The sequence below is a fragment of the Delftia sp. 11MD genome (assembly GCF_050907895.1).
GTDB classification, from domain to species: Bacteria; Pseudomonadota; Gammaproteobacteria; order Burkholderiales; family Burkholderiaceae_C; genus Comamonas; species Comamonas tsuruhatensis.
Map to the genome: position 1 here is coordinate 1741184 of NZ_CP194333.1, position 24037 is coordinate 1765220.

Here is a 24037-nt window from a genome sequence, read left to right on the forward strand (position 1 = left end):
GGGCATTCACTGTTGACAGCGTGCTGCTGAACAAGGGCGGACTTCGTTAGATTTGTAAAGAATTGTCTTGAGTCCGTCAGTAAATTGACAGCCACCTGCTTTTGTTACACAGTGCATGTCAAGGCAGTCAATCCACTGCCCCATCCGGACTTTGCAAGAGGATTTGTGCGGAATTGTTCTGAGGCTGTCAGTTTCGGTCAGCTTCGGGAAAACCTCCCTATAATCTGACGCGAGTCGAATGAATGTTTTGACGCGGCTTGGCCGTAGCGCTCCGGTTGCCTGCATCCGGTGTCGCAACGGCGGGGCCTCCTGTTTACTGTCTTCTTACCTACTCTCTAGGAAACTGTGATGAAGAACTCTCTGATCCTGGCTACCGTGATCGCTGCTGCAGCTCTGGCCGCTTGCGGCAAGAAGGAAGAGGCTCCGGCCCCCGCTCCCGCTCCTGCTGTTGAAGCTCCTGCACCGGCAGCTCCCGCTCCCGCAGAAGCCGCTCCTGCTGCTCCCGCCGCCGACGCAGCTGCTCCCGCAGCGCCCGCCGCTGACGCAGCTGCACCTGCCGCTCCCGCTGCTGACGCTGCTGCTGCAGACGCCGCCAAGGCTGCTGCCGACGCTGCCGCCAAGGAAGCCACCAAGCAGTAATCCGGCCTTCGCCGGTGGCACAGGCTTAGGCTTGTGCTGCGAAAAAACCGCATCCTTCGGGCTGCGGTTTTTTTTCGTCCACCAGGGCCCGGTCATGCATATCCATGGTCTATGCACGACGGCCCGGATGCAAAAAAGCCACCGGCAAGTGAATGCGCGGTGGCTGCAGGCGAGGGCGGCGGCTGCCGCCTCAATCCCGACGTGAGGATCGCCTACTTCATGTCGTCGGTGATGACGCGCACGATGCGCTGGGCATTGGCCGAGGTCTCTGGCTGGCCCTGGGTGTTGAGCACGGTGACCGTGGACTTGTCGCCCTCGCTGCGCACCTGGATCTGGTACTTGACCGGCGCGGCCGCGTCGGGCGAGCGGCTGAACAGCTTGCTGAAGAATCCCTTGGGCTCGACCTTGGCATCGGGCGCCACATAGCGCACGAAGTAGATGCCGCGGCTGCGGTCGCGGTCTTCCACGGTGAAGCCCGTGCGGTCCAGGGCCACGCCGACACGGCGCCATGCGCGGTCAAAGCCTTCGTCGATCTGCAGCACGGGCTGTCCGTTGGCGGATTCCATGCGCACGCTGCCGGTGGCGGCTGCCGTGGTGGTGTTGGCCTTGGCCACGGCGTCGGCCTGCTCCTGGCTCACGCCGAGCTTGACCATCAGGCGGCGCAGGAATTCGGTTTCCAGTTCCGGATCGGAGGGGCGCGGCTGCCAGATGGTCTGGTCCTTCTGGGCGCTGGTGTACACCTCCTGCATGCCGCGGTGCGTGATGTAGACCTCGGTGGAGCCGTCGGCCGAGCGCTCCAGGCGGGTGCGGAACCTGTCGCGCTCGCTGGTGGAGTACAGGCCGTCGAAGACCTTGCCCAGCGTCTTGCGGATCACGTCCTGCGGGATCTTGGCGCGGTTCTCGGCCCAATCGGTTTCGATGATGCCGAGCTGGCGGTCTTCGGTGGTGAAGATGAAGCCGTTTTCCAGCCAGAAGTCGCGCACGGGCTCCCACAGCTGGTCGGCCGGACGCTTGATCACCAGCCAGCGCTGCTCGCCATTGCGCTCGATGCGCACATCGCCCAGGGCGGCGGTGGCCGTTCGGCCCTCTGCCGGCTTTTGCGCCTTGGAGTTGGCTTCCATGGCGGCGGCGGAGACCACGCCGCCGGGCACGGCGTAGCGGGAGTCCGTGGACAGCTGTGTCAGGTCTGGCGGGACTTCCAGGGTGGGCGCCTGCTGCTTGCCGGCGCTCTTGTAGTCGATCTTGCTCTCTTGGAACGTGGTCGTGCAGGCTGTCAGGCCGATGGCCAGGCTCAGCAGGCTCAGACGTGCAATGGGCTGTTTCACGCGAATATCCTTGGTGCGTTCGGTCGGTGGGGCGGGGCGCCTCACAGCAGGCCAGCGGAGCTCAGGGCGGCTTCCACGGTGGCTTCCAGATTCTTGCTCAGGGGTGTCATTGGCAGGCGCATGGCCGGGCCGCAAAGGCCCAGGCGGGCTGCGGCCCACTTGACGGGAATGGGGTTGGCCTCGACGAAGAGGTTCTTGTGCACAGGCATCAGGCGCATCTGGATGTCCATGGCGGTGCGCACGTCGCCGGCCAGGGCCGCCTTGCACAGATCGCTCATCAGGCGCGGCGCCACGTTGGCCGTGACGCTGATGTTGCCGTGGCCGCCGCACAGCATCAGTGCCACAGCGGTCGGATCATCGCCGGAGTACACGCCGAAGCCTTCGGGCACTTCACGGATCAGCCACTGGGCGCGTTCGATGTTGCCCGTGGCTTCCTTGATGCCGATGATGGCGGGAATCTGCGCCAGGCGCAGCACGGTGTCGTGCTGCATGTCGGCCACCGAGCGGCCGGGCACGTTGTAGAGCACCACAGGCAGGTCGCCCACCGCTTCGGCAATGGCCTTGAAATGCTGGTACTGGCCTTCCTGCGTGGGCTTGTTGTAGTAGGGCACGACCTGCAGCTGGCTGTCGGCACCGACCTTCTTGGCGTAGCGGGCCAGCTCGATGGCCTCGTGCGTGCTGTTGGCGCCGCAGCCTGCCATCACGGGAACGCGGCCCGCAGCCTGCTCGACGGACACGCGGATGATTTCGCAGTGTTCCTCCACGTTGACGGTGGGGGATTCGCCTGTCGTTCCCACCACGCCGATGCAGTCCGTGCCCTCGGCCACATGCCAGTCGATGAGTTTTCGCAGCGCCGGGTAGTCAACACTACCGTCCTCGTGCATGGGCGTGATGAGGGCAACGATGCTGCCAGTGAGAGCGACGGAGGAGGATGTCATGTCCGCAAGAAAAAACGGGAAAGGATCATTCTAACGAGTGTCGGAGGCAGGCCCAAGGCGGTCGCCTGTAGGGATTCAGGCGATTGCAGAGCCTGACGCCTTCTGATGCGCCAGCATGGCCACGGGTTCCCGGCCTGTTGCATCGGGGCGCAGTGCCGCGATGCGCTGGACCATGCGATCGGGCTCGCCCAGCTGGCCGTGCTCGTAGGCCACGATGTGCCAGCCCGCGCAGGCCTGCAGCAGCTCGCCGGGCGCCAGCAGGAAATCGGGCCGGGAAGGCTTGCCGAAGGCCTCGTTGCCCTGGGCAAAGGTTTCGTACAGCAGCACGCCGCCGGGTGCCACGCTGCCCAGCAGCGCCGGCCACAGCGGGCGCCACAGATAGTGGGTCACGACCACGGCGCCGAACTGCCTGCCGGGCAGGGGCCAGGGGCCGTTTTCAATGTCGGCGCACAGCAGCTCGCCCACGCCCTGCAGGCCGGCCAGGGCCTGGGCGTCGCGGTCCACGCCCGTCACTGCATGGCCGCGTGCATGGAACCAGCGCATGTGGCGGCCAGGGCCGCAGGCCACGTCGAGCACGGTGGCCTCGGGTGCCAGAAGATGCGACCAGCGTTGGATCCAGGGCGAAGGCGGCGTGGCTGCGTGCATGTGAAATCTCGGAAATGAATTGAAAGCGGCCGCCATTGTGCCGCCAGGCCTTTGCCGCGCTTCAATTTCAGAAGCAGGCCCAGAGCTGGTCGGCCATGCCCAGCATGAACTCGGGCTGCAGATAGAGCATGAAGACCAGGCCCAGCACCAGCAGCACGGCGGCCCACAGCGCCAGCCTGCGCAGCAGCTGTGGGCGGGGCGTGGTGGCTGTCGTCATGTCAGGCCGCCGCCTGCGCCGCACGCGGCCTTGCCACCGGGGCTTCGCGTATCGGCAGGTTCAGCAGGCCGGCGGCCACGCCCAGGCCGATGGCCAGGTACCAGACCACCTGGTAGCTGCCGGTGTGGTCATACAGATAGCCGCCCAGCCAGACACCCAGGAAGCTGCCGACCTGGTGGCTGAAGAACACCATTCCGCTCAACATGGACAGATGCTGCACGCCGAAGATCTGGGCCACGGTGGCATTGGTCAGCGGCACGGTGGACAGCCACAGCAGTCCCATGGCGGCCGAGAAGATGTAGACCGACCAGGGCGTCAGCGGCGCGAGCAGGAAGAGCACGATCACCACCGAGCGCGTGAAGTAGATGGTGGACAGCAGGTAGCGCTTGGGCAGGCGCTGGCCCAGGTTGCCGGCCACATAGGTGCCGACGATGTTGAACAGCCCCACCAGCGCCAGCGAGATGCTGGCCACCTGCGGTGCCAGGCCGTAGTCCTTGAGGTAGCTGGGCATGTGCACGCCGATGAACATCACCTGGAAGCCGCAGACGAAGTAGCCAGCCGTCAGCAGCACGAAGCTGGGTGTGCGCAGGGCCTCGGCCACGGCCTGGGCTGCGCTCTGGTCGCGCACGGGCCGGGTATTGCCGGCCGTGAAGCCCGGCTCGCGCAGGCCGAAGGCCAGCGGAATGATCATCAGGGCACACAGCGACAGCAGCAGCAGGGCGTTGGACCAGCCGAAGTTCGAGATCAGGCTGCCTTCCACGGGCACCATGAAGAACTGGCCGAAGGAGCCCGCCGCCGCCGTCACGCCCATGGCCCAGCTGCGCCGCGCCACGGGAATCTGGCGGCCCAGCACGCCGTAGATCACGGCATAGGTGGTGCCGGCCTGGGCTGCGCCTATCACCACGCCGGCCGTCAGGGCGAACCAGGTTGTCGTGGGCGCCATGGCCATGCCGGCCAGGCCCAGCGCATACAGCAGCGCGCCCACCAGGAGCACGCGGAAGGCGCCGAAGCGGTCGGCCAGCATGCCGCCGAAGATGCCGAGCACGCCCCAGGACAGGTTCTGGATGGCAATGGCCAGCGCGAAGGACTCGCGCGTCCAGCCCATCTCCTGGGTGATAGGCTGCAGCCACAGGCCGAAGCCGTGCCGGATTCCCATGGACAGCGTCACGACTGCGCCCCCGCACAGCAGTATCTGCACCATGGACATGGGTTGGTTGTTTTTGTGCATGCGGCAAACTTTAGCGAAACTCCGGGTTTTGCGCTGCGACGCATGGGTCGCCCATGCGCCAGCGCGGCACTTCGTAGCCCTTGGCGGCACTGGCCTTTTCGGGATAGTCAATGTCAATGACTGTGAATGTATCCAGCACTGAGCCGGGCTGCGCACTACAATCCGCCCCCATGGCAGTCAAACCATCTCCCACTTCCGCCAGCGAATACTCCGAAGGCTCGATACGCGTGCTCAAGGGCCTGGAGCCCGTCAAGCAGCGTCCCGGCATGTACACACGCACCGACAACCCCCTGCATGTGCTGCAGGAGGTGATCGACAACGCGGCCGACGAGGCGCTGGCCGGCTTCGGCAAGAAAATCCGCTTCACCCTGCATTCCGACGGCTCCTACAGCGTCGAGGACGACGGCCGGGGCATCCCCTTCGGCATGCACCCCGAGGAAAAGGCGCCCGTGGTGGAGCTGGTCTTCACCCGCCTGCATGCGGGCGGCAAGTTCGACAAGGGCAAGGGCGGCGCCTACAGCTTCTCGGGCGGCCTGCATGGCGTGGGCGTCTCGGTCACGAATGCGCTGGCCACGCGCCTTGAGGCCTGCATCCACCGCGAGGGCAAGGTGGCCACCATCGCCTTCTCGGGCGGCGACGTGGTCGAGCCCCTGCAATCGCGGCCGCTGGCCGCGGGCGAACGCAAGCAGGGCACGACCGTGCGCGTGTGGCCCGATGCCCGCTACTTCGAATCCTCCCAGCTGCCCATGGGCGAGCTGATGCATCTGCTGCGCAGCAAGGCCGTGCTCATGCCCGGCGTGTCGGTGACCCTGGTCAACGAGAAGACGCGCGACACCCAGACCTGGCAGTTCAAGGGCGGCCTGCGCGACTATCTGCAGCAAAGCCTGCATGGCGAGGCCGTCATCCCCCTGTTCGAAGGCGAGGGCTTTGCCGACCGCAACCACGACAGCTTTGCCGAAGGCGAGGGCGCCGCCTGGTGCGTGGCCTTCACCGAGGATGGCGCGCCGCTGCGCGAAAGCTATGTCAACCTGATCCCCACCACGGCCGGCGGCACGCACGACAGCGGCCTGCGCGACGGCCTGTTCCAGGCGGTCAAGGCCTTCATCGAGATGCATTCGCTGCTGCCCAAGGGCGTCAAGCTCATGCCTGACGACGTCTTCGCGCGCGCCAGCTACGTGCTCAATGCCAAGGTGCTGGACCCGCAGTTCCAGGGCCAGATCAAGGAGCGCCTGAACTCGCGCGATGCCGTGCGCCTGGTCAGCGGCTACGTTCGCCCTGCGCTGGAGCTGTGGCTCAACGAGCATGTGGAATGGGGCCGCAAGCTGGCCGAGATCGCCATCAAGGCCGCCCAGACCCGCCAGAAGGCGGGCCAGAAGGTCGAAAAGCGCAAGGGCTCGGGCGTGGCCGTGCTGCCCGGCAAGCTCACCGATTGCGAAAGCCGCGACCTGAGCCTGAACGAGGTCTTCCTGGTCGAGGGCGACTCGGCCGGCGGCAGCGCCAAGATGGGACGCGACAAGGAAACCCAGGCCGTGCTGCCCCTGCGCGGCAAGGTGCTCAACACCTGGGAAGTCGACCGTGACCGCCTGTTCGCCAACAACGAGATCCACGACATCTCGGTGGCCATCGGCGTGGACCCGCATGGCCCCCATGACACGCCCGACCTGTCCGGCCTGCGCTACGGCAAGATCTGCATTCTTTCGGATGCCGACGTGGACGGCTCGCACATCCAGGTGCTGCTGCTCACGCTGTTCTTCCGCCACTTCCCCAAGCTCATCGAGGCCGGCCACATCCATGTGGCGCTGCCGCCGCTGTTCCGCGTCGATGTGCCTGCGCGCGGCAAGAAGCCAGCAGCCAAGATGTACGCGCTGGACGAGGGCGAGCTGACCGCCATCCTCGACAAGTCCGCGAAGGATGGCGTGCCGCGCGAGAAATGCCAGATCAGCCGCTTCAAGGGCCTGGGCGAGATGAATGCCGAGCAGCTGTGGGAAACCACGCTCAACCCCGACACGCGCCGCCTGCTGCCCGTGCAGTTCATGAATCTGGACTTTGCGGCGGCCGAGCAGGTCGTCACCAAGCTGATGGGCAAGGGCGAGGCTGCGGCGCGCCGCGAGCTGATGGAGTTGCACGGCGACGCCATCGAAGTGGATATCTGATCCCCATGCCCCTGCGCCCGGCTGCCCCACAGCACCTTCCGCACCGCCCGCACCCTGCGCGCGCCGCTGCCGCGCGTGCGCTTGCAGCGCTGGGCGCGGCCCTGGCGCTGTGGGGGGGGGCGCAGCCCGCGCATGCCGATCTCTGGGCCTTCGTGGACGAGCGCGGCATCACGCACTTCGCCGCGCAGGCGCTGGACGAGCGCTACAAGCTCTACTTCCGCGGCTCGCTGTATGACAGCACCGAGCAGGGACTCAAGCCCCCGCTGGTGGAAGCCGAGGCCGCTGCCGACGATGACGGCGGCAGCGATGCCGGGCGCAGGCTGCAGGCGAGCACGCGGATGCAAAGCTTCTTCGACATCTCGCCGCGCTACAAGAGCGTGCGCGGCCATCTGCGCAAGGCGGCGGACCACACGGGGGTGGACTACGACTTGCTCAAGGCCGTGATTGCCGTCGAGTCGGGCTTTGACGCGCAGGCCATCTCGCCCAAGGGCGCAGTCGGCCTGATGCAGCTGATGCCGGCCACGGCCCAGCGCTTCGGCGTGGAGGCCAGCCGCCAGCGCAGCGTGCAGCAGCAACTGGCCGACCCGGCCGTCAACGTGCCGGCCGGCGCGCGCTACCTCAACCATCTGATGGGGCTGTTCCCCGGGCGGCTGGACCTGGTGCTGGCCGCCTACAACGCGGGCGAGGGTGCCGTGCGGCGTGCGGGGCAGGCCATTCCTCCCTATCAGGAAACCCGCAATTACGTGAAGGCCGTGCTCGGTATCTACGAGCAGCTGCAGGGCGGGCGCCAGCGTGCGGGCCAGGCAGCGCCTGCGGTGGCGGCACAGCCTGGCACAGCGCCCCGGATACGGATGACCTTGTCCACAGGGCTGCCATCGCCGCGATGAGCGGCCTTCACTGCATTTATTGAGATCACGAATTTCTTCATGAGCGATCAAAACACTCTGGATCTGGCCCAACAGGCGGCCGGCGATGCCCTGGACCTGGGCCAGTACGCACAGCGCGCCTACCTTGAATACGCACTGTCGGTCGTCAAGGGCCGGGCACTGCCCGATGTCACCGACGGCCTCAAGCCCGTGCAGCGGCGCATTCTGTATGCCATGGACCGCATGGGCCTGAGCTACAGCGGCCCCAACCACAACACGGCGGCCAAGCCCGTCAAAAGCGCGCGCGTGGTCGGCGATGTGCTGGGTCGCTTTCACCCGCACGGCGACCAGTCGGCCTACGACGCGCTGGTGCGCATGGCCCAGGACTTCAACCAGCGCTATCCGCTGGTCGATGGCCAGGGCAATTTCGGCAGCCGCGACGGCGACGGCGCAGCGGCCATGCGCTACACCGAGGCGCGCCTGTCCAAGATCACGGGCCTGCTGCTCGACGAGATCGACATGGGCACGGTGGACTTCGTGCCCAACTACGACGGCAGCACGCAGGAGCCGCAGCAGCTGCCCGCGCGCCTGCCGTTCGCCCTGCTCAACGGCGCCAGCGGCATTGCCGTGGGCCTGGCCACGGAAATCCCCAGCCACAACCTGCGCGAGGTGGCCGACGCCTGCGTGGCCCTGATCAAGCGGCCGCAGCTCAGCGACGAGGAACTGTTCCAGATCATCCCCGGCCCCGACTATCCGGGCGGCGGGCAGATCATCAGCAGCGCCTCCGACATCCAGGATGCCTACCGCACGGGGCGCGGCAGCCTCAAGCTGCGCGCGCGCTGGAAGATCGAGGAGCTGGCGCGCGGCCAGTGGCAGATGGTGGTGACCGAGCTGCCGCCCGGCGTCTCTGCGCAGAAGGTGCTCGAAGAGATCGAGGACATCACCAACCCCAAGGTCAAGACCGGCAAGAAGGCGCTGAGCCAGGAACAGACCCAGCTCAAGGCCAGCATGCTGGCGGTGCTCGATGGCGTGCGCGACGAGTCCAGCAAGGATGCGCCCGTGCGCCTGGTCTTCGAGCCCAAGACCGGCAAGGTGCCGCAGCAGGAGCTGGTCACGGCGCTGCTGGCGCATACCAGCCTGGAGTCGTCCAGCTCCATCAACCTGACCATGATCGGCCTCGATGGCCGGCCGGTGCAGAAAAGCCTGCGCCTGATGCTCGAGGAATGGATCGCCTTCCGCCAGACCACGGTCACGCGGCGCAGCCAGCACCGGCTGGCCAAGGTGCTGGACCGCATCCACATCCTCGAAGGCCGCCAGGCCGTGCTGTTGAACATCGACAAGGTCATCGCCATCATCCGGGCCAGCGACGAGCCCAGGCAGGCGCTGATCGATGCCTTTGCGCTGTCCGAGCGCCAGGCCGACGACATTCTGGAAATCCGCCTGCGCCAGCTGGCGCGGCTGGAGGCCATCAAGATCGAGCAGGAACTCAAGGAACTGCGCGTCGAGCAGGGCAAGCTCGAAGACATCCTGGGCAGCGAGAGCGTCATGCGCCGCCTGATCTGCAAGGAGATCGAGGCCGACGCCAAGCAGTTCGCCGATGCGCGCCGCACGCTGATCCAGGAAGAAAAGAAGGTGGTCGCCGAAGTCAAGGTGGTCGATGAGCCCGTGACGGTCATCATCTCGGACAAGGGCTGGGTGCGCACGCGCCAGGGCCATGGCGTCGATGCGGGCACGCTCAGCTTCAAGGCCGGCGACAGCCTGCACGGCACCTTCGAGTGCCGCACGGTGGACCAGCTGCTGGCCTTCGGCAGCAATGGCCGGGTCTATTCGGTGCCGGTGTCGCAGCTGCCCGGCGGGCGCGGCGATGGCCAGCCCGTGACCACGCTCATCGAGCTGGAGGCCGGCACCCAGATCCTGTACTACTTCGCGGGAGCCGAAGGAACGGCGCTGCTGCTGTCGGGGTCGGGCGGCTACGGCTTCGTGGCCATGGTGGGCGACATGGTCTCGCGCCAGAAGGCGGGCAAGGCCTTCGTGACGCTGGCCGACGGCGAGACGCTGTGCGCCCCGTCCACGGCCTACGGCGTGCCCATGGGTGCACGCGCCGAGCCGCAGGAAGGCGAGCAGGGCGCGGGCCTGCTGCTGCCGGCCACGCATGTGATCTGCGCCTCCACGGGCGGCCGCATCCTCACCTTCGAGATCGCCAGCCTCAAGCACATGGCCAAGGGCGGCCGCGGGCTGATGCTGCTCGACCTGGAGGACAAGGACACCCTGGCGGGCGCTGCCGCCTACACGCGCAGCATCCGCATCGATGGCCTGGGCCGCGGCGGCAAGGAGCGCAGCGAGACGCTGGAGATCCGCAGTCTCAACAATGCCCGTGGCACGCGCGGCCGCAAGGGCAAGTCGGCCGACCTGGGCTTCAAGCCGCAAAGCGTGACGCGCGTGGAGTAAAGAGCGCATCTGCCCCTGCAATGCCTTCCGCGAAAGGGGTGGATCAGGGGTTTTCTCTGGGTTTTTCCGACCTCCGGGCCCTGCTGCAGGCCTCAACATGGAGTCTTCCAACATGAGGGAGACTGGATATGCTGCGACTTCGCATGGCACACAAGCTGTGGCTTGCCGTGGCCGCCATCGTGGTGGCGCTGGTGGGCGTGGTCGGCTTGTCGGGTTATCGCTCGGCCCAGGTCCAGGCCCGGTCCGAGGTTGTCACCCAGGAGATGCAGGCGCGGGTCCAGGCCGCCGTGCGCTGGATGGGGCTGACCGAAACCAATGCGGCCCGCACCCAGGCCCTGGTGGTCAGCAGTGATGCTGCCGTCGAGGCCGAGTTCAAGGACGTGATCAGCGCCACCTCGGCGCGGATCACCGAGGTGCAGAAATCACTGGAAGCCATGCCCCTGTCCGACGCAGACAAGGCGCAGATGGCCAGGATTGCGGCAGCCCGCAAGACCATGATCGAACTGCGTGCCCAGGCACGCCAGCTCAAGGCCGACGGCCGGCAGGAGCAGGCGTTGGCCCTGGTCAAGCAGTCCTACAACCCTGCCGTGGATGCCTATCTGCAGACGCTGCGCGACTTCGTGCAGATGCAGGAGCAGGTGGTGCGCAGCAGCCAGGAAGAGACGGCAGCCTCGCGCAGGCTCACCGTGGGTTTTGCCGCTGCGGCCGTGGGCGTGCTGCTGCTGTGCATCGTCATCGGCGCCCATTTCCTGATTGCCAGCATCCGCCGTCCCCTGGCCCAGGCCAGGGAACTGGCCGAACGCATTGCCGCAGGCGACCTGAGCGCAGCCGCGCAGGGGCAGACACAGCGCGCTGACGAATTCGGCGACCTGCTGCGCTCGCTGCAGGCCATGAGCGAATCGCTGTCGGGCATGGTGCAGCAGGTGCGCCAGAGCACGGACAGCATTGCCATCGCCAGTGCCGAGATTGCCACCGGCAACCACGACCTGTCCGTGCGCACCGAGCAGACCTCCAGCAACCTGCAGGAGACCGCGGCCGCCATGGAGCAGTTCACCAGCACGCTGCAGCAAAGCGCCAGCAGTGCGCAGCAGGCCAGCAGCCTGGCGGCGGGCGCGTCACAGGTGGCCCAGCGCGGCGGTGAGGTCGTGGCCCGGGTGGTCGAGACCATGAAAGGCATCAACGACAGCAGCCGGCAGATTGCCGACATCGTCGGCGTCATCGACTCCATTGCCTTCCAGACCAATATCCTGGCGCTGAACGCCGCCGTGGAGGCGGCCCGCGCCGGCGAGCAGGGCCGGGGCTTTGCCGTGGTGGCCAGCGAGGTGCGCACGCTGGCCCAGCGCAGCGCGGCGGCTGCCAAGGAGATACGCCAGCTCATCGGCGCTTCGGTGGAACGGGTGGAGGACGGCGCCCGCCTGGTGGGCGATGCCGGCACCACCATGGAGGGCATCGTGCAGTCCGTGCAGCGCGTGGCCGACACCATCGGCGAGATCACGGCGGCCTCTTCGGAGCAAAGCGCGGGCGTGGCCCAGGTCAATCAGGCCGTGGGACAGCTGGACCAGATGACGCAGCAGAACGCGGCCCTGGTCGAGCAAAGCGCGGCCGCGGCGCAAAGCCTGCGTGAGCAGGCCGAGCAGCTGTCGCGCACGGTGGCGGTGTTCAAGGTGGCGCACCTGGCGCCCTCGCCGACGACGCTCGCAAGGCAGGCTGCGCCGGCGGTGCGCACTGCGCACAGCGCGGCCGCAGCGCCAAGGCGGCCGGCAGCAGCCGTGGCGCCTGCGGCTGTCGGGCCGGTTGCCGCGCGGCCTGCCGCAGCAAGGGAGGCGGCGCCCAAGTTGGCCTCGGCGCCCCGGCCCGCCGCACCGGCAGCCGAGGATGGCCAATGGGAGAGTTTCTAGCCGCCTGCGAGCACGGCGGCGCCGTGCGGCGGCATGCCGATCAGGCCAGTTCGGCGATCAGCTCGATTTCCACGCAGGAGCCCAGCGGGATCTGGGCCACGCCGAAAGCGCTGCGCGCATGAGTGCCGGCATCGCCGAAGACCTGGCCCAGCAGCTCGCTGCAGCCGTTGGCCACCAAATGCTGCTCGGTGTAGTCGCCCGTGGAGTTGACCAGGCACATCAGCTTGACGATGCGGCGCACGCGGCCCAGGTCGCCGCCGGCGGCGTGCTGGAGCGTGCCCATCAGGTCGATGGCGATGGCGCGCGCGGCCTGCTGGCCGTCGGCAGTCTGCAGATCACGGCCCAGCTGGCCTGCCCAGACCTTGCCGTCCTTGCGTGCGATATGTCCGCTCAGGAACACCAGATTGCCCGTCTGCACATAGGGCACGTAGGCTGCCGCCGGGATGGCAGGCGACGGCAGTTCGATGTTCAGGGCCTTCAGTTGTTCGTAAACGCTCATCGTTGATTCCTTCGAGACAAGAAAAATCCGGCGCCAGTGCCGGGGTGGCGGACAGTGTGACACAGCCCCCGTGCACCTTGGCATGTCAGGGGCTGGGCATGCGCCAGTCTGATTCTTGTCCGAATCTGAGTCGGAGCACGGTGGCTTCGAGGCACCTGCTTTTAGCATGCCTGGATGCGCGCTGTGGCCCCTGCACCCACTCCTTCATCGTCTTCGTGGACGCCGTGGCTGCTCGGCTGCGTGGTCGGTGCCGCCTGGCAGGTCACGCAGCCGCAGCTGTGGCCGCTGTGGATGTATCTGCTGATGATGGGCCTGGCCTTGCTGTGTCTGTCAGGACAGGTCCGGCGGGCCCGGGCCGGCGGCCGCCGCGGCGCGGTCAGCGGCCTGTGGGTCGCCGCTTGCGCAGCCTCGCTGGCGGCCGGCCTGACAGGCTGGCGTGCCCAGGACTTTGCGGGCCACGCGCTGTCGCCGCAGCTGGAAGGGCGTGACCTGCGCATCGTCGGCGTCGTGGCATCGCTGCCCCAGAACATGGCCCAGGGCGTGCGCTGGCGCATGGCCGTGGAGCAGGCGCAGATCGCGGGCAGCGAAGAGGCCCTGGCGCCGTTTCCCGGGTTGATCGAGCTGTCCTGGTACGCAGCCCGGGGCCGGGCGTCCAAGGGCGCCGCAGCGTCGCTGCCCGTCTTGCGCCCGGGTCAGCGCTGGGACCTGACCGTGCGGCTCAAGCGCCCGCATGGCGCGCGCAATCCCCACGGTTTCGACTATGAGCTGTGGCAGTGGGAGCAGGGCGTGCAGGCCACGGGCTATGTGCGCGAACAGCCAGCGGCGAGCCTGCTGGCCGACACCGGCGCCTACGCCCTGCAGCGCTGGCGCCAGCAGATGCGCGAGGCCATCGTGAACCGGGCAGCCGCACTCGCGCAAGCCATGCAGCGCGTAGGCATGGACCCCGCGCAGTCGCCGCGCATGCTGGGCGTGGTGGCCGCCCTGGCCATGGGCGATCAGCAGGCCATTGCGCGTGACGATTGGACGCTGTTCCGCCATACCGGCGTGGCCCATTTGATGAGTATTTCCGGACTGCATATCACCCTGTTCGCATGGCTGGCTGCGCTGGTCGTGGGGCGACTGTGGCGTTGCAGTGCCCGGGCCTGCCTGTGGTGCCCGGCGCCGCAGGCGGCCCTGCTGGCTGGCGTGCTGCTGGCGGGCGGCTATGCCCTGTTCAGCTGGGGTCTGCCGGCGCAGCGCACGGTGTGCATGCTGGCAACGGTGGCCGCGTTGCGCGTCACAGGGCTGCGCTGGCCCTGGCCCGCCGTGTGGTGCCTGGCGCTGGCCGTGGTTGTCGTGCTCGATCCCTGGGCCCTGTGGCAGGCGGGCTTCTGGCTGAGTTTTGTCGCCGTGGGCGTGCTGCTGGCGACCGATGCACGCATGCAGGGCGCGGTGCGGCCGTCGCTGCCCGCCCGTGCCCTGGCGTTGTGGGGTGAGCAGTGGCGCATCACTCTGGCGCTGGCGCCGCTGGGGCTGATGCTGTTTGGCCAGCTGTCGCTGTCGGGGCTGCTGGCCAATCTGGCCGCGATTCCCTGGGTGACTTTCGTGGTCACGCCACTGGCCTTGCTGGGGGCCTTGTGGCCCCCGTTCTGGACGGGCGCGGCGCTGGCGCTGGCGCCGCTGCTGGAACTGCTGCAGTGGCTGGACCGGTGGGGCTGGGCCGTGTTGCAACTGCCGCAGCCGCCGCTGTGGGCGGGGTTGGCTGCGCTGGGTGCAGGCCTGGCGCTGGTGGCTCCGGTGCCGGCCGGATGGCGTTGCTGGGGCCTGGCCATGTGCCTGCCGGCCCTGTGGTGGCCGCCGGCCGCACCGGCGCATGGCGAGTTCGATTTGATGGCCGTGGACATAGGCCAGGGCAATGCCGTGCTGCTGCGCACGGCCCGGCACGCCCTGCTGTATGACACGGGTCCGCAGTACGGCATGGATAGCAATGCCGGCGAACGGGTGCTGGTGCCGCTGCTGCAGGCCCTGGGGCTGCGCCTGGATGCGCTGTGGCTCAGCCACCGCGACGGCGACCATACGGGCGGTGCCTTGGCCGTGCATGCCGCGCAGCCGCAGGCCGAGGTCTGGGGATCGGACTCCGTGATCCTGGACCCCGCTCTGGCCGGCCTGGGCGCCGTGCGCCGCTGCGAGGCCGGCCAGCAGTGGGAGTGGGATGGCGTGCAGATGCAGGTGCTGCATCCACCCGCGGGCGAACCGCTGCCGGCCGCGCAGGCCCTGGCCCACGCCAATGCGGGCAGCTGCGTGCTGCTGCTGCGTTCGGCATCCGGGGTGCAGGCCTTGCTGGCCGGCGATATCGAGGCTGCACAGGAAAGGGCGCTGGCGCAGGCCGGCGCCTTCACGCCCGTGCAGTGGCTGCTGGTGCCGCACCACGGCAGCCGCACCTCATCGAGCACCGCTCTGGTGCAGGCTCTGGCACCGCGCTGGGCCATGGTGCAGGCGGGATACCGCAGCCGTTATGGACACCCGGTCCCCGAGGTGGTGCGGCGCTATGAGGCCAACGGCTCCAGCGTGGTGCAGTCGGCCCGCTGCGGCGCAGCGCATTGGCGCTCTGCCGATCCCGCACAGCTGGTCTGCGAGCGGGAGCGGGCGCGCCGTTACTGGGACATGCATGTCACGCACGTCAGGCACATCACGCAGAGGCAGGGCGGATAGGACGGGTGCCGATGGCCGCGCAGCCGGCATATGCTGGATACCGCTTGTCCGGATTGAGGTTACCTATCGCTACACTGGTGCGATACGAGGGCTGGCCCGCAGCTTGCTTTACCTCGTACACATGCAGCGACAGGAGGTGACGAATGCATCCATTTGACGAGATGTACACGATGACGCCGTTCGACGGCAGCGATGTGCGCCTGCACTACAAGGACTATGCGCAATGGCTTGCGCGCCAGTCCGAACAGACGCTGCGAGCGCGCAGCGCCGAGGCCGAGATCATCTTCCGGCGCGTAGGCATCACGTTCGCCGTCTACGGCGACAAGGATGAAAGTGGCGCCGGCACCGAGCGCCTCATTCCCTTCGACCTGATTCCGCGCGTCATCCCGTCCCATGAATGGGAGCGCATGCAGGCAGGCCTGGTGCAGCGCGTGACGGCGCTCAACCGCTTTCTGCACGACGTCTACCACGACCAGGAAATCCTGCGCGCGGGCCTGCTGCCGCGCGAGCTGGTGCTGAACAACAGCCAGTACCGCCCCGAGATGCGGGGCCTTGCCGTGCAGGGCGGCATCTACGCCCACATCGCCGGCATCGACATCGTGCGTGCCGCCAATGCCCAGGGCGAGGGCGTGTACTACGTGCTGGAGGACAACCTGCGCGTGCCTTCGGGCGTGTCTTACATGCTGGAGAACCGCCGCATGATGATGCGGCTGTTCCCCGACCTGTTCTCCCGTCATCCCGTGGAGCCCGTGGCCCACTATCCCGACATGCTGCTGGAGACGCTGCGCGCCAGCGCTCCGGCCGGCACGCCCGAGCCCACGGTGGTGGTGCTCACGCCCGGCATGTACAACAGCGCCTACTTCGAGCACGCCTTCCTGGCCCAGCAGATGGGCGTGGAGCTGGTCGAGGGCCAGGACCTGGTGGTGGACAAGGACGTGGTCTACATGCGCACCACGCGCGGCCTGCAGCGCGTGGACGTGATCTACCGGCGCGTGGACGATGATTTTCTGGACCCCGAAGTCTTCCGTCCCACCTCCACGCTGGGCTGCCCCGGCCTCATGCGCGCCTACCGCGCGGGCAACGTCAGCATCTGCAATGCGGCGGGCACGGGGGTGGCCGACGACAAATCGGTCTATCCCTATGTGCCGGAGATGATCCGCTTCTACCTGGGCGAGGAACCCATTCTGCAGAACGTGCCGACCTGGCTGTGCCGCAAGCCCGACGACCTGCGCTACGTGCTCGACCACCTGGATGAGCTGGTGGTCAAGGAAGTCCATGGCGCCGGTGGCTACGGCATGCTGATCGGGCCTGCCGCCTCGCGCGGCGAGATAGAGGATTTCCGCCGCGCGCTCATCGCCAATCCCGGCGGCTACATCGCGCAGCCCACGCTGGCGCTGTCCACCTGCCCCACCCTGGTGGAGCAGGGCATCGCTCCAAGGCATATCGACCTGCGTCCCTTCGTGCTCAGCGGCAATCAGGTACGCATGGTGGCCGGCGGCCTCACGCGCGTGGCGCTCAAGGAAGGCTCGCTGGTGGTCAATTCATCACAGGGCGGCGGCACCAAGGACACCTGGGTGCTCGGGGCCGGTGAGTCAAACGAGGGAGGACATTGAATGCTCAGCCGTACTGCCGATCATCTGTACTGGATGTCCCGCTACACGGAGCGTGCGGAGAACACTGCCCGCATGCTCAACGTCTCCTATGACACTTCCATGCTGCCCCAGGCGCCTCAGGCGGCGCGCAAGGCCTGGCAGGGCGTGCTGTCCATCAGCGAGCTGATCCCCGCCTATGCCTCCCGCCACGGCGAGGTGCAGCGAGAGGCCGTGCTGCACTTCATGGTGCGCGACGAGAGCAACTCATCGTCCATCGCCTCCTGCCTGCGCGCTGCGCGGGAGAATGCGCGTGCCGTGCGCGGGGCGCTGACCACCGAGGCCTGGGAGACCCAGAACCAGACCTGGCTGGAACTCAAGCGCCTGCTGGCCGAGGGGGACTGGGAGCGCGATCCGGGCCAGTTCTTCGAATGGGTCAAGCACCGCTCGCACCTGTCGCGCGGCGTGACACTGGGCACCATGCTGCAGGACGAGGCCTTCCACTTCCTGCGCCTGGGCACCTTCATCGAGCGCGCCGACAACACGGCGCGCCTGCTGGACGTGAAATTCCACGCCATCGAGCGCGACTACCATGGCAGCGCGCGCAACGGAGCGTCGGGCAAAGGGGCCACGCCCTTCGACTTCTACCACTGGAGCGCGCTGCTGCGCAGCGTCTCGGCCTTCGAGGTCTACCGCAAGGTCTACCGCGACGTGATCACGCCCGAGCGCGTGGCCGAGCTGCTGATGCTGCGCAGCGACATGCCGCGCTCGCTGCTGGCCAGCATGCTGGAAGTGGTGGCCAACCTGGAAAGCGTGGCCAACGACCAGTCGCGCGAGACCCAGCGCAAGGCGGGCCGCCTGCTGGCTGACCTGCGCTATGCGCGCATCGACGAAATCCTGGCCACGGGCCTGCACGCCTATCTCACGCAGTTCCTGGATCGCGTGCACGACCTGGGTCAGGGCATCAGCCGCGACTTCCTGGTGCCTGCCTGAGCCGCCGTCGCCCAATGAACAAAGCCGCCCTCGGGCGGCTTTGTTCATTGGGGCAGGGCCATTCAGTCCTGCGCGCTGTCCAGCTCCAGCACAACGCCTTCGGCATCGCCGATGGGCACCACGTCGCAGTTGTCGCCAGGGCCTCCCCGGTCCACCACGATGAAGCGCGCGGGCGCGTTCAGGGCAATCAGCGAGTGGTGCCAGACGCCGCGGCGGTAGTTCACGCCCTGGCGTCCGTTGGTGATGAAGGCGCGCAGGTCGCCGGGCGCCACCTGCTCGCCCAGGGGCGCAACCACCACGATGAAGGGCTGGGCGTCCAGCGGCATGAAGGCCTGGCTGCCCAGGGGATGGCGCTCCATGCTCGTCAGCTGCAGGGGCAGCGCATAGGGGCGGGCGTGGAACAGGTTGATCAGCGCGTGGCCCTCGCTGCCGCCCGTGTCCACGCGGGCCAGGGCATGGTAGCGCTCGGTCATGCCGTCATTGATCAGCAGCGGCGTGTGGCCTGCACTGTCGATGACCTCGCCAAACTCGGCAAAGGCTTCGGCGGTCAGCGGTTGGACGCGCAGGCGAAGGCGGGCGGGGCGGGTCTCTGACAAGGTACTCACGAAGTATTGCCTCTTGTTTTCATACTGGTATTACCAGTTTGCTGTTGCCTGGGGATTTTGTCAAATCTGAGTGACGCCAGCCTATGTCCTGCGCGTCATTTGCGGTGGTTCGGGTAAATGCGAGTGTGCATTGGCCGGCGGGAAGGGCAACATTCGCTCCGTATTTTCAGACCGGTCATACCAGTTGATCGCAACCCTTCAACCAAGGACTTCCTGATGTCATCACTTCCCGCATCCGCCGAGGCCGCCGGCGCGGCCCCGGCGCTGTCCAGCGAAACGCCGGCCGAGGCAGCCGTCTACCGCAAGGTGGCCTGGCGCCTGCTTCCCTTCATCATGGCCTGCTACGTGGCGGCCTATCTGGACCGGGTGAACGTGGGCTTTGCCAAGCTGCACATGCTGGCCGACCTGCAGTTCAGCGAGGCCATGTACGGCCTGGGCGCGGGGCTGTTCTTCATCGGCTATTTCTTCTTCGAGGTGCCCAGCAACATGCTGATGCACCGCATAGGAGCCAAGGCCACCATCTCGCGGATCATGATCATGTGGAGCCTGATCTCGGCGGCCATGATGTTCGTGACCACGCCCACGCAGTTCTACGTGCTGCGCTTCCTGCTGGGCGCGGCCGAGGCCGGTTTCTACCCCGGCATGATCCTGTACATGACCTACTGGTTTCCCTCGTACCGGCGCGCCCGCATGGTGGCGCTGTTCATGTGCGCGATCCCGGTCTCGGGCATCCTGGGCGGACCGCTGTCGGGCGGCATCATGGACCTGATGCAGGGCGTGGCGGGGCTGCGCGGCTGGCAATGGCTGTTCCTGATCGAGGCCATTCCCTCGCTGATCCTGGGCCTGGCCGTGCTCTGGTACCTGGACAACAGCATCCGCGCAGCGCGCTGGCTGACCGAGGCGGAAAAGACCCTGCTGGAGCGCAACATCGCCCGCGAGAACGCCAGCAAGAGCGACAGCCACGTCACGCTGCGCGCACTGTTTTCCGACCCGCGCATCATCAAGATGGCCATGATCTGCTTTTGCACCGTCATGGGCCAGTACGGGCTCACGTTCTGGCTGCCCAGCCTGATCCGCCAGTCGGGCGTGGAGGGTGCCTTCCAGATCGGCCTGCTGACGGCCGTGCCGTTTTCGGTGGCCGTGGTGTCCATGAACCTTGTCAGCCGCAGCTCGGACCGCATGCGCGAGCGCCGCTGGCACCTGATCGTTCCGTTCTGCGTGGGCGCGGCGGGCCTGATGCTGTCGGCCATCTTCAGCGGCAACGTCTACCTGTCGCTGGCCGCCCTGGCGCTGGCCGCGGGCGGCAGCTTGGCAACCTCGCCACTGTTCTGGAGCCTGCCCACGGCCATCCTGTCCAGCGCAGGCGCTGCGGCCGGCATTGCGCTGATCAACTCCTTCGCCAACCTGGCCGGCTTCATCAGCCCCTACATGATCGGCCTCATCAAGGATGCGACGCAGAGCACCAATGCGGCCATGTTCGTGCTGGCCGGCGTGCTGCTGTTCGGGGCCTTCCTGACCTATACCGTGCCCGCCAAACTGGTCAACAAGTAGCGCCGGACAGGGCGCGTGAACCGGCGGGCGAGGCGCGCAGTCGCTAAGATCGGCGCACCGCCCCCGGGCCAGAGATCCGCCAACGCATGGAACCCAGCACCGCCATCAGCACACCCGCCGGCAACCCTGCCAGCACCGCCGTTGCCGGCAATGCCGCCCGCGTGATCCGCGAGTGGATCGAGGGCGGCGTGTATCCGGTGGGCTCGCTCCTGCCTTCGCAGCGCGACCTGTCGGAGCAGTTGGGCATCAGCCGCACCTCGCTGCGCGAGGCGCTGTCCACGCTGCAGGGGCTGGGCCTGGTCGTGGCCCGGCCCGGCAAGGGCATGTACGTGACCGAGGCGCCCGAGGCTGCGGCCGCAGACGCATGGCGCTTTGCCGACTCGCATGCGCTCACCGATGTCTATCAGCTGCGCTACGCGCTGGAGGGCTTTGTGGCGCGCCTGGCGGCCCTGGTGGTGCTGCCTGAGGATGTGCAGGCCCTGCAGGCCAATCTGCAGGCCATGCAGCAGAGCATAGAGCGGGCCGATTTCGTGCAGGCCACGCGACTGGATTTCGAGTTCCACCTGCAGATCGCCACTATCTCGGGCAACCATGCCATCGCCGACGTGCTGCGCGGCAGCGGCGAGGTCATGCAGGAAAGCCAGCGCCTGCCGTTCTACAAGCGGGGCGCACGGCATGCGACCACCGAGGAGCATGCGGCCATCATCGATGCCCTGTCCCGCGGCCATCCCGAGCTGGCCCAGCAGGCCATGGCCACCCACATCGTGCAGGCGGCCCAGCGCGCGGGCGTGCACTTTCCCACCGGCCTGTAGGCACGCCAGCCCGTGCCTGATCGGCCGGGTTTTTGGCCTTACCATCATCGGCGCAGCGCATTTTTTCCCTATCCACAGACCGCCCGGATGCCGATCCATGACAAGCCAAGGAAATGAACTCTGCATACTGGCAGACGCCCTAGAGGCGCAGCGCGAAGGACTCTTGCAGACATGGCGCAAGGCCGTCAGGCGGGACCCGGCGCTGACCGCTGGTGAGGCGCTTCCCCGAACCCAGCTGAACGATCACATCCCGGCCGTGCTGGCCGCGTTCGAGCAGCAACTGCGGACCCTGGGTGGTGCACCGGCAGACACCGCCGAGCTGCCGGGCGATGGCGAGCAGGCCGCCGCCCACGGCCTGCACCGCTGGCAGCAGGGCTATGACCTGCATGAAGTCGTGCGCGAGCTGGGGCTGCTCAACGAAGTCATGGTGGCGCAGCTGGAGGACTATGCCCAGGGGCGCCCTGATGCGCACGTCGCCATGCCCGTTGCGCGCAAGGCCTGGGCCGCCACCTATACCCGCGACGTTCAGGACAGCAGCACCCAGTATTTCCGCCTGCAGCAGCAGGAGGCCGAAGGCCATGTCCGGGACCTGGAAGCGGCGCTGCATGACCTGAGCGCGCTGGACCTGCAGCGCTCGCAACTGTGGGAGCAGGTTGCGCATGACCTGCGCAGCAACGTCGGCGTGGTGGCCAATGTGACGCATGGCCTGGGCATGCAGCATGCGCCGGCGCAGTCGCGCGAGAAACTCCTGCGCATGCTGGACCGCAACGTCCAGTCGCTGCGACATCTGCTGGATGACGTGACGGAGCTGGCCAAGCTGCACGCCGGGCGCGAGCATCGCCAGCTGACCTCCTTTGACGCAGCCCAGGTGATCACCCATCTGTGCGAGGGACTGCAGGCCCTGGCCAACGAGCGCGGCCTGTACCTGCACCTGCAGGGGCCGGGGACGATGCCGGTGGAGGGGGATGCCTTGAAACTGCGCCGCATCGCGCAGAACCTGGTGCTCAACGCGCTCAAGTACACCCAGGAGGGCGGCGTCACGGTGAAGTGGGCCCTTGGTGATGGGGAGGACCAGCGCCGCTGGATGCTCTCCATCGGGGATACGGGCCCCGGCATGGAGCCGGCGGCGCCCCTGGTTGCCGCCCTCAAGCACGCCACGGACCTGGACCCTTCGGGCCATCTGACGTCGGCGGCCTCCGCAGAGGTCCGCGCCGGGGGCGAGCCACGGCCCGGCGTCGCGGCGGCCCGCTACCGCAGCGGCGCAGGCGAGGGGATAGGCCTGTCCATCGTCAAGCGGCTGGCGGAATTGCTGGACGCCACGATCGAGGTGCAGTCGGCCGCGCAGACCGGCACGACCTTTCTGCTTCTGTTTCCGCTGCGATACGCCGACGAGTGACCGATAGCTGGGCCAGGAGATGAAAAAACGGGCACACAGGCCCGTCGTTTCGCGTGCGGGGCGCAGCCTGTGCCGCCGCCCCTGAGTCCGGTGCTCAGGACTCTTCGTCCATCTGCGACTGCAGATAGTTCTGGATGCCGACCTTGTCGATCAGGTCCAGCTGGGTTTCGAGGTAGTCGATGTGCTCCTCGGTATCGTCCAGGATCTTTTGCAGCAGGTCGCGCGAGACGTAGTCGCGCACGCTTTCGCAGTGGGCGATGCCGTCCTTGATGGTCTGCTGCGCGGTTTTCTCGCTGCTCAGGTCGCAAGCCAGGGCTTCGGGCACGTCCTCGCCGACTTGCAGCTTGCCCAGATCCTGCAGGTTGGGCAGGCCGTCGAGCACGAAGATGCGGTCCATGAGCCAGTCGGCGTGCTTCATCTCGCCGATGGACTCCTTGTATTCCTTCTTGGCCAGCTTGTCGAAGCCCCAGTGCTTGTACATGCGGTAGTGCAGGAAGTACTGGTTGATGGCCGTCAGCTCGTTCTTGAGCTGGGCTTGCAGCCAGGTGATGACTTGGGCGTCGCCTTGCATGGGGAACTCCTTTGTTGTACGTGGGGGACCGCGCCGATCGGCGGCCGCTATAGGGGTGGATTGTCTAGGGTTTCTGCGTCAGATCAAGCAAACCCCTGTTATCACGCATTGGCTGCTTATGAGGCGCGTTCTCGTTTGCGGGCCGGCATGCTGACGCGGCTGCGGGGTTGCTGCATTGCGTTGTCATATTTCGGCCCAAAATAGCCTCTTCAGGCCGGTGGCGGGCTGGTCAAGCCCGCAGGCCTGGAGACAAGGATGTTCACATAGTTTTTGGCAATCGGATGAATTCAATCAATTCATTGGATCAATCGATGGCCTGGGCCTAGACTTCGTCCTGTGTTCACTCACCAACCACAAAGGAAACAGCAATGTCCGTGATCAACACCCAAATCAAGCCCTTCAAGACGCAGGCCTTCAAGAATGGCAAGTTCATCGAAGTGACCGAAAAGGACGTCCTGGGCAAGTGGGCCGTGTTCTTCTTCTACCCCGCTGACTTCACCTTCGTGTGCCCCACCGAGCTGGGCGACGTGGCCGACCACTACGACGAACTGCAAAAGCTGGGCGTGGAAGTGTTCTCCGTGTCCACCGACACCCACTTCGTGCACAAGGCATGGCACGACGCGTCGGACACCATCCGCAAGATCAAGTACACGATGCTGGGCGATCCCACCTGGGAAATCAGCAACAACTTCGAAGTCCTGCGTCCCGGCCAGGGCCTGGCTGACCGCGGCACCTTCATCGTCGACCCCGATGGCGTGATCCAGGCCGTGGAAATCACCGCCGAAGGCATCGGCCGCAACGCCGTCGACCTGCTGCGCAAGGTCAAGGCTGCCCAGTATGTCCGCAACCACCCCGGTGAAGTCTGCCCCGCCAAGTGGGAAGAAGGCGACAAGACCCTGGCTCCTTCGCTCGACCTGGTCGGCAAGATCTAAGCGGTACACCGCTTCCTGTTCACAGTTGAACTGTTGAAGAC

Annotated in this window: 20 protein-coding genes; 12 read left to right on the top strand and 8 right to left on the bottom strand. The window is 67.0% G+C overall.

From position 1 onward, the window contains the following. Nucleotides 1-348 precede the first annotated feature (348 nt). Nucleotides 349-639 (top strand): hypothetical protein, encoded by a 291-nt coding sequence (locus tag ACRSCF_RS07860; RefSeq protein WP_074920994.1) that lies wholly within the window; start codon nt 349-351, stop codon nt 637-639. A 212-nt stretch (nt 640-851) separates the two neighbouring features. On the opposite strand, the gene bamC is transcribed toward ACRSCF_RS07860, so the two are convergent. The 5 genes from bamC to ACRSCF_RS07885 form a co-directional block, all read right to left on the bottom strand. Next, the gene (gene bamC / locus ACRSCF_RS07865; RefSeq protein ID WP_016447628.1) at nt 852-1964 is read right to left on the bottom strand and encodes an outer membrane protein assembly factor BamC; all 1113 of its coding nucleotides are present in this window, start codon (nt 1962-1964) and stop codon (nt 852-854) included. 41 nt (nt 1965-2005) lie between these two features. Beyond that, on the bottom strand, nt 2006-2902 hold the full coding sequence (dapA, locus tag ACRSCF_RS07870; protein WP_016447627.1) for a 4-hydroxy-tetrahydrodipicolinate synthase: 897 nt from the start codon (nt 2900-2902) through the stop codon (nt 2006-2008). Nucleotides 2903-2977: 75 nt separating this feature from the next. Then, nucleotides 2978-3547, bottom strand: coding sequence for a class I SAM-dependent methyltransferase (locus ACRSCF_RS07875; RefSeq protein ID WP_034364188.1), 570 nt, complete (start codon nt 3545-3547; stop codon nt 2978-2980). Nucleotides 3548-3614: 67 nt separating this feature from the next. After that, nucleotides 3615-3764, bottom strand: coding sequence for a hypothetical protein (locus ACRSCF_RS07880; RefSeq protein ID WP_016447625.1), 150 nt, complete (start codon nt 3762-3764; stop codon nt 3615-3617). A 1-nt stretch (nt 3765) separates the two neighbouring features. After that, a complete protein-coding gene (locus tag ACRSCF_RS07885; RefSeq protein WP_034364186.1) occupies nt 3766-4992 on the bottom strand; it encodes an MFS transporter in 1227 nt (408 codons plus the stop codon). A 170-nt stretch (nt 4993-5162) separates the two neighbouring features. Between ACRSCF_RS07885 and ACRSCF_RS07890 the strand changes: the two genes are divergently transcribed. The 4 genes from ACRSCF_RS07890 to ACRSCF_RS07905 all read left to right on the top strand — a co-directional run bounded on the left by ACRSCF_RS07890 (nt 5163) and on the right by ACRSCF_RS07905 (nt 12357). Then, nucleotides 5163-7145: a DNA topoisomerase IV subunit B gene (locus tag ACRSCF_RS07890; protein WP_016447623.1), complete on the top strand. Its 1983-nt coding sequence runs from the start codon at nt 5163-5165 to the stop codon at nt 7143-7145. A 5-nt stretch (nt 7146-7150) separates the two neighbouring features. After that, complete coding sequence (locus ACRSCF_RS07895; protein ID WP_209801606.1) at nt 7151-8032, top strand: lytic transglycosylase domain-containing protein; 882 nt, start codon at nt 7151-7153, stop codon at nt 8030-8032. 39 nt (nt 8033-8071) lie between these two features. Then, nucleotides 8072-10459 (top strand): DNA topoisomerase IV subunit A, encoded by a 2388-nt coding sequence (parC, locus tag ACRSCF_RS07900; protein WP_016447621.1) that lies wholly within the window; start codon nt 8072-8074, stop codon nt 10457-10459. A gap of 128 nt (nt 10460-10587) precedes the next feature. Then, nucleotides 10588-12357, top strand: a complete 1770-nt coding sequence (locus ACRSCF_RS07905) for a methyl-accepting chemotaxis protein (protein ID WP_034364183.1) — start codon at nt 10588-10590, stop codon at nt 12355-12357. Between the two features lie 40 nt (nt 12358-12397). Here ACRSCF_RS07905 and ACRSCF_RS07910 read toward each other — a convergent pair whose 3' ends face one another. Then, the gene (locus tag ACRSCF_RS07910; protein ID WP_012206880.1) at nt 12398-12856 is read right to left on the bottom strand and encodes a RidA family protein; all 459 of its coding nucleotides are present in this window, start codon (nt 12854-12856) and stop codon (nt 12398-12400) included. 174 nt (nt 12857-13030) lie between these two features. Between ACRSCF_RS07910 and ACRSCF_RS07915 the strand changes: the two genes are divergently transcribed. The 3 genes from ACRSCF_RS07915 to ACRSCF_RS07925 all read left to right on the top strand — a co-directional run bounded on the left by ACRSCF_RS07915 (nt 13031) and on the right by ACRSCF_RS07925 (nt 18129). After that, complete coding sequence (locus ACRSCF_RS07915) at nt 13031-15547, top strand: DNA internalization-related competence protein ComEC/Rec2 (RefSeq protein WP_244387907.1); 2517 nt, start codon at nt 13031-13033, stop codon at nt 15545-15547. A gap of 143 nt (nt 15548-15690) precedes the next feature. Beyond that, on the top strand, nt 15691-17160 hold the full coding sequence (locus ACRSCF_RS07920; RefSeq protein WP_016447617.1) for a circularly permuted type 2 ATP-grasp protein: 1470 nt from the start codon (nt 15691-15693) through the stop codon (nt 17158-17160). Further along, a complete protein-coding gene (locus ACRSCF_RS07925) occupies nt 17161-18129 on the top strand; it encodes an alpha-E domain-containing protein (RefSeq protein ID WP_016447616.1) in 969 nt (322 codons plus the stop codon). Nucleotides 18130-18191: 62 nt separating this feature from the next. Here the strand turns inward: ACRSCF_RS07925 and ACRSCF_RS07930 are convergent, their stop codons facing one another. Then, nucleotides 18192-18734: an ureidoglycolate lyase gene (locus ACRSCF_RS07930; RefSeq protein ID WP_016451261.1), complete on the bottom strand. Its 543-nt coding sequence runs from the start codon at nt 18732-18734 to the stop codon at nt 18192-18194. Between the two features lie 216 nt (nt 18735-18950). Here ACRSCF_RS07930 and ACRSCF_RS07935 point away from each other — a divergent pair, with 216 nt between their 5' ends. From ACRSCF_RS07935 to ACRSCF_RS07945, 3 genes are all read left to right on the top strand, one after another. Beyond that, nucleotides 18951-20285, top strand: a complete 1335-nt coding sequence (locus ACRSCF_RS07935) for an MFS transporter (protein WP_016447614.1) — start codon at nt 18951-18953, stop codon at nt 20283-20285. An 86-nt stretch (nt 20286-20371) separates the two neighbouring features. Continuing rightward, the gene (locus tag ACRSCF_RS07940; RefSeq protein WP_432675489.1) at nt 20372-21097 is read left to right on the top strand and encodes a FadR/GntR family transcriptional regulator; all 726 of its coding nucleotides are present in this window, start codon (nt 20372-20374) and stop codon (nt 21095-21097) included. A gap of 97 nt (nt 21098-21194) precedes the next feature. Next, entirely contained in the window at nt 21195-22493 is a 1299-nt protein-coding gene (locus ACRSCF_RS07945; protein WP_034364181.1) for a sensor histidine kinase, read from the top strand. Nucleotides 22494-22587: 94 nt separating this feature from the next. On the opposite strand, the gene bfr is transcribed toward ACRSCF_RS07945, so the two are convergent. Beyond that, complete coding sequence (gene bfr, locus ACRSCF_RS07950; protein ID WP_016447611.1) at nt 22588-23064, bottom strand: bacterioferritin; 477 nt, start codon at nt 23062-23064, stop codon at nt 22588-22590. A gap of 368 nt (nt 23065-23432) precedes the next feature. Between bfr and ahpC the strand changes: the two genes are divergently transcribed. Next, nucleotides 23433-23996: an alkyl hydroperoxide reductase subunit C gene (gene ahpC, locus ACRSCF_RS07955; RefSeq protein WP_016447610.1), complete on the top strand. Its 564-nt coding sequence runs from the start codon at nt 23433-23435 to the stop codon at nt 23994-23996. The last annotated feature ends 41 nt before the right edge of the window (nt 23997-24037 follow it).